Annotated in this window: 4 protein-coding genes and 1 pseudogene; all 5 read left to right on the forward strand. The window is 71.7% G+C overall.

The window, feature by feature from the left end; translation table 11 throughout:
* A partial coding sequence (locus tag AB0J68_RS26135) for a CDP-glycerol glycerophosphotransferase family protein (protein WP_363940858.1) occupies positions 1 to 1,998 on the forward strand: 1,998 nt, incomplete at its 5' end.
* A 132-nt stretch (positions 1,999 to 2,130) separates the two neighbouring features.
* The gene (locus AB0J68_RS26140) at positions 2,131 to 3,429 is read left to right on the forward strand and encodes an ABC transporter ATP-binding protein (protein WP_354861948.1); all 1,299 of its coding nucleotides are present in this window, start codon (positions 2,131 to 2,133) and stop codon (positions 3,427 to 3,429) included.
* Positions 3,430 to 3,522: 93 nt separating this feature from the next.
* Positions 3,523 to 4,569 carry a hypothetical protein gene (locus AB0J68_RS26145; protein ID WP_363940860.1) on the forward strand — a complete coding sequence of 349 codons (1,047 nt, stop codon included), beginning with the start codon at positions 3,523 to 3,525 and terminating at the stop codon, positions 4,567 to 4,569.
* Positions 4,570 to 4,631: 62 nt separating this feature from the next.
* Positions 4,632 to 5,096 (forward strand): DUF4442 domain-containing protein, encoded by a 465-nt coding sequence (locus AB0J68_RS26150; RefSeq protein ID WP_354861951.1) that lies wholly within the window; start codon positions 4,632 to 4,634, stop codon positions 5,094 to 5,096.
* A gap of 61 nt (positions 5,097 to 5,157) precedes the next feature.
* A pseudogene (locus AB0J68_RS26155) lies at positions 5,158 to 5,448 on the forward strand (hypothetical protein); the annotation flags it as partial.

Consider the following 5,448-nt stretch of genomic DNA (forward strand, 5'->3'; position numbering starts at 1 on the left):
CCAGCCCGATGTTGCGGGCTGGACCAGGCCGTCGGCGAGTACGTGTGGTTTCTCGACGGGGACGACTGGCTGGCGCCGGACTGCCTGCGGGAGGTGGCCGAGCGACTGCGCGCGACCCGGCCGGACGTGCTGCTGGTGGACCACGTCCGGACGCACTGGAACGACACCGCCACCCGCAGCGCGATGGCCGAGGTGTTCCCGGAGTCGCCCGGGGCGGCCACTTTCCGGCTGCGGGACCGGCCGGAGGCGATGCGGCTGCTGCACACCGCCTGGAACCGGCTGGTCCGCCGCGAGTTTCTGGTCGAGCTGGGGTTGCGCTTCTCGGACGGCTGGTACGAGGACGTCTCGTTCAGCTACCCGGTGCTGATGGCGGCGCAGCGGATCGGCGTACTGGATCGGGTCTGCGTCAACTACCGGCAGCGCCGTGCCGGCGCGATCACGAAGACCAGAGGGGACCGGCACTTCGAGGTGTTCCCGCAGTGGCACCGGGTCTTCCACCTGATGGACGCCTGGTCGCCGGCGGTGGACGCGCTGCGGCCGGCGGTCTTCGAACGGATGATCTGGCACTACCTGACCGTGCTGGGCAACGGTCAGCGGATCGCCCCGGAACTGCGGCCGGCGTTCTTCGCGCAGATCACCGCCGACTACGCGCGGTGGCTGCCAGAGGGCGGGTACCCCGTGCCGGAGGGCGTCGAGGGAGTCAAGCACCGGCTGGTGGCGGCCGGCCGGTGGCGGACGTTCAGCGCGTTGCGGGCCGCCAGCCGGGCCCGCGACACGGCCTGGAGGCAGGCGCGTACCGCCCGTCGTCGGGTCGGGCCGGTGGCCCGGCGCGGCGCGCGGCTGACCCGCGACGGGCTGCTGCACGAGTACTACCGGGCGGAGCTGCGCCGGCCGGTGGACCCGACGCTCGCCGTGTACGCGGCCTACTGGTACCGCGGGTACTCCTGCAACCCGGCCGCGATCTACGAGGCGGCCCGCCGGCTGGCCCCCGAGGTGCGGGGCGTGTGGATCGTGCGCCGCGACCGGGTGGACGATGTCCCGGCCGGGGTGGAGTACGTCGTCGCCGGCACCCCGGCGTACTACCGGGTCCTCGCGCGGGCCCGGTGGTTGGTCAACAACGTCAACTACCCGGACTTCGTGCGCAAGCGGCCGGAGCAGGTGCACGTGCAGACCCATCACGGCACCCCGGTCAAGGTGATGGGGCTCGACCAGCAGCGCTACCCGGTCGGCGCGGGCCGGATGGACTTCGCCGGCCTGCTGCGCCGGGTGGACCGTTGGGACTACAGCGTCAGCGCCAACAGCTTCTCCACCCAGATGTGGGACCGGGCCTATCCGGCCACCTACACGACGCTTGAGGTGGGCTATCCGCGCAACGACCGGCTGGTCACGGCCAGTCCGGACGAGGTACGCCGGCTCCGCGCGGAGTTCGGCCTCGGGCCCGACGAGCAGGTGGTCCTGTACGCCCCGACGCACCGCGAGCACCTGCCCGGCTACCGGCCGCCCTTCGACCCGGACCGGTTCGTCGCCGCGCTCGGTGACTCGGGACGGCTGCTGATGCGCAGCCACTACTTCCACGACCGGGAGCGCCGGCCCGGCTGGCCGCTGGACTTCCAGCGGGTGCGCGACGTCAGCGGCTACCAGCGGGTGGAGGATCTCTACCTCGTCGCCGACGTGCTGGTCACCGACTACTCCTCGGCGATGTTCGACTATGCGGTGCTGGACCGGCCCATCGTGCTCTACACGCCGGACTGGGAGGCGTACCGCCTGGCCCGGGGTGTCTACTTCGACGTCACCGCGGAGCCACCGGGGGCTGTGGCCACCACGTTCGCCGACCTGCTCGACCTGTTCCGCACGGACGCGGTGCGCTCGGACGCCGCGCACAAGGCCCGCCAGCACTTCCGGGGCCGGTTCTGCCGCCTGGACGACGGGCAGGCGGCCGAGCGGGTGGTGCGCCGGGTGTTCCTCGGCGAACAGCCCGAACCGTCGGCGGGCTGCTGACCGCGACGACACCTCGTCCCGGCGTAATAGCGGCGTCATGGGCCGAACACGAGACGTTTACCCGATGTGCGAATCGAATGATCCTGGTCACAGTCTTGTGGGGGTTCGGCCGACGACCTGGGGGAGGTGACGGTGAGCACCGTCGCGCTCAAAGATGTGACCAAAGTTTTCAAGGACGGCACGTTGGCCGTCGACAGCATAAATCTGGACGTGAACGACGGCGAGTTCATGGTGTTGCTGGGGCCATCCGGCTGCGGCAAGTCCACAGTGCTGCGCATGATCGCCGGTCTAGAGGACCCGACACAGGGCGCGGTGCTGCTGGACGGGGAACTGGCCAACGACCTGCCGCCACGCGACCGCAAGATCGCGATGGTCTTCCAGGACTTCGCGCTCTATCCGCACATGACCGTTGGCGACAACATCGCCTTTCCGCTGCGGCTGGCCGGTGTCGAACCGGAGCCGCGCGGTGAGCGGGTCACCGACGTGGCGAGCGCCCTGGGCATCAGCGACGTGCTCGCCCGCAAGCCGGGCCAGCTCTCCGGCGGCCAGCGCCAGCGGGTCGCCATGGGCCGCGCAATCGTCCGACGACCGGGGCTGTTCCTGATGGACGAGCCGCTGTCGAACCTGGACAGTGGGCTGCGCGCCGAGCTGCGCGCGGAGATCTCCGGGCTGACCCGGGAGCTGGGCGTCACCACCGTCTACGTCACCCACGACCAGGCCGAGGCGCTGACCATGGCCGACCGGGTGGCCATCATGCGCCGCGGCGTGCTCCAGGACGTGGGCACACCCACCCAGGTGTACGGCCGCCCGGCGACGCTCTACGTGGCCGCCTTCCTGGGCAGCCCCCGGATGAACCTGCTGGAGGCGTCGGTCTACGTCCACCTCGACCGGTACGTCACGCTCAACCTCGGTGACCAGTCGCTCTACCTGCCGTGGAACGACATCCGCAGCCGGGCGGTGGCGCATTACCACGGCGAGCGGATCGTGGTCGGGATGCGGGCCGAGGCGCTCACCCCGGTCGCCCCGGACAGCCCCGGTGACGTGCTGCGCGGCCGGATCCGCTACCTGGAGCACCACGGGCACGAGTCGCTGGCGTTCCTCGACATCGGGGCGACCGCGATCGTCGTGGACGAGATGGGCGCGCCTCTGGACCCGCCGCCCGTGGGCCAGCGAGGACTGCGCCGGTTCGGTGCGGTGATGCAGCGGCTCACCGGCAAGCCGGTGGAGCCCCAGGAGGTCTCGAACGGCGCCACGCGGACCAGCGTCCTCCCCGACCCGGGCCGGCACCACCGTCGCCCGGCCGAGTTGGCGGTGCGGCTGGCGCCGTACCCGGCGGTCACCGCCGGTCATCCGCTCGCCGTGTCGGTTCGGATGGACGCGCTGCACTTCTTCGACGAGCGCGGGGCCCGGATCGACGTGGGTTGGCGGTGACGCCACGCCGTAGCGGGGTGGCGGGAGGTCCGTCCGGTGTCCTACCGTCTGCCCACCTAGTCCACTATGTGACACACCGAAAGGGGTGCACCCGTGTCGGGTGACCGTCCCAGCCCGCTCGTCATCGAGCGCATCCTGCGCGACCGGCAGGGCATCTGGCAGCAGATCGTGGCCGAGGGCGACCTCAACGCGCTGACCGGGCGGATGCTGGCCAGCTCCGCCATCGCGCTCGCCTGCTACGGCGCGGTGCTCGGGGCGTTCCACAGCCCGCTGATGGCGCTCACGTCCGCGCTGAAGCTGCCGCTGCTGTTCCTGGTCACGCTGGCCATCTGCCTGCCCACGCTCTACCTGTTCAACCTGGTGTTCGGCGCCCGGCTGTCGGTGCGCCAGTCGCTGGCGCTGGTGATGGTCGCGATCACGGTCACCTCGATGCTCGCGGTGGCCTTCGCACCGATCAGCCTCTTCTTCCTGATCACCGCGCCCGACTACGGCTTCTTCAAGCTGCTCAACGTCGCCATCCTGACGCTGTCGGCGCTGGTCGGGCTGCGCTTTCTGACCGGCGGGATGCAGGTGCTCAACGACCACGGCCTGCTCGCCCCGGCGGTGGCCACGGCCGGGGCCGCGGGCCAGGTCAACGCCCAAGCGCCGGCGGTGCCGGCTGCCGTGCCCGCCGGTGCGGTGCCGGCCAGCGTGCCCGCCGGTGCGGCCTCGACCACCGATGCGGATGCCGAGCCGGTCGCCGGGTCGGCAGGAGCAGCGGTGGCGGGGTCGGCCGCGAACGGTGGCACGCCCGCCGCGGCACCGACGGTGCAGACCCCGGCTCAGGTGCCCGCGCACGTCCCGGCCCAGTGGGGCGGACAGCCGGCCCCCGGCTCGTTCCCGCCCGGCATGATGCCGCCCGGCTACCCGGCGGCGCAGCGTCCGTGGGCCACCCCGCCGGCCCGGCGCGGCGAGCCGACGCAGCGGCCGGCCAGCATGACGCTGCTCTACATCTGGATCCTGCTCTTCGGGTTCGTCGGCACCCAGTTGGCGTGGACGCTGCGTCCGTTCTTCGGTGACCCGGGTCAGGATTTCTCGCTCTTCCGCAGCATCGACGGCAACTTCTACGCGGAGATCCTGCGGACGATCGCCAACCTCTGACCCGTCGGTAGCCGGGAAAAACCCTGGTTGCCGCCCTGGTTACCGAGAAGTAACGTCGGGCTATGACCATCGACTCCCGCCAGGTGGCGGCCGGCATCCTGGAAGCGGTGCCGTTCGCCCGTACGCTCGGCATCGAATTCGTCGAGGTGGCACCGGAGGCGGACGGCGGGGTGCGGGCCGTCGTCCGACTCCCCGACACGCCGGCCACCCACAACCACGTCGGCGGCCCGCACGCCGGGGCGATGTTCACGCTCGGCGAGACGGCCTCCGGCGCGGTCGTGCTGGCCGCCTTCGGGCAGCTGCTCGATCGTTGCGTGCCGCTCGCCGTCCGGGCCGAGATCGCCTACCGCAAGCTGGCCCGGGGGCCGGTGCTGGCCGCCGCGCGGCTCGGGCGGCCCGCCCCGGAGGTGATCGCCGAGCTGGAGTCCGGTCGGCGGCCCGAGTTCGCCGTCGAGGTGGAGATCGCCACCGAGGACGGCACACCCACCTCGGCGATGACGGTGATCTGGACGTTGCGGCCGAACTGAGCGAGGCCACGGGCGGCCGAAAACGGGTTTGCGGGCCGGGCCGGGTGGTTAGATTCGTACCGTGCTGGGCCTACCTGCTCATGTGACCGCCTGTCTCTTCGATCTGGACGGTGTGCTGACGCAGACCGCCCGGGTGCACAACGCCGCCTGGACGAAGACGTTCGACGAGTTCCTGCGGCAGCGGGCCACGGCAACCGGAGAACCCTTCCAGCCGTTCGACCCCGGCCCGGACTACAACCGCTACGTCGACGGCCGGCCCCGCGCCGACGGCGTCCGGTCGTTCCTCGGCTCCCGGGGGATCGTGCTCCCCGAGGGCAGCCCCGACGACCCGCCGGACGCCGACACCGTCAAG

Origin of the sequence: Micromonospora sp. NPDC049580 (genome assembly GCF_040675595.1) — a bacterium.
Lineage (GTDB): Bacteria > Actinomycetota > Actinomycetes > Mycobacteriales > Micromonosporaceae > Micromonospora.

Excerpts from the sequence above, each read along its gene's own strand:
- AB0J68_RS26150 (WP_354861951.1), top strand. The coding sequence starts at position 4,632 with ATGACCATCGACTCCCGCCAGGTGGCGGCCGGCATCCTGGAAGCGGTG.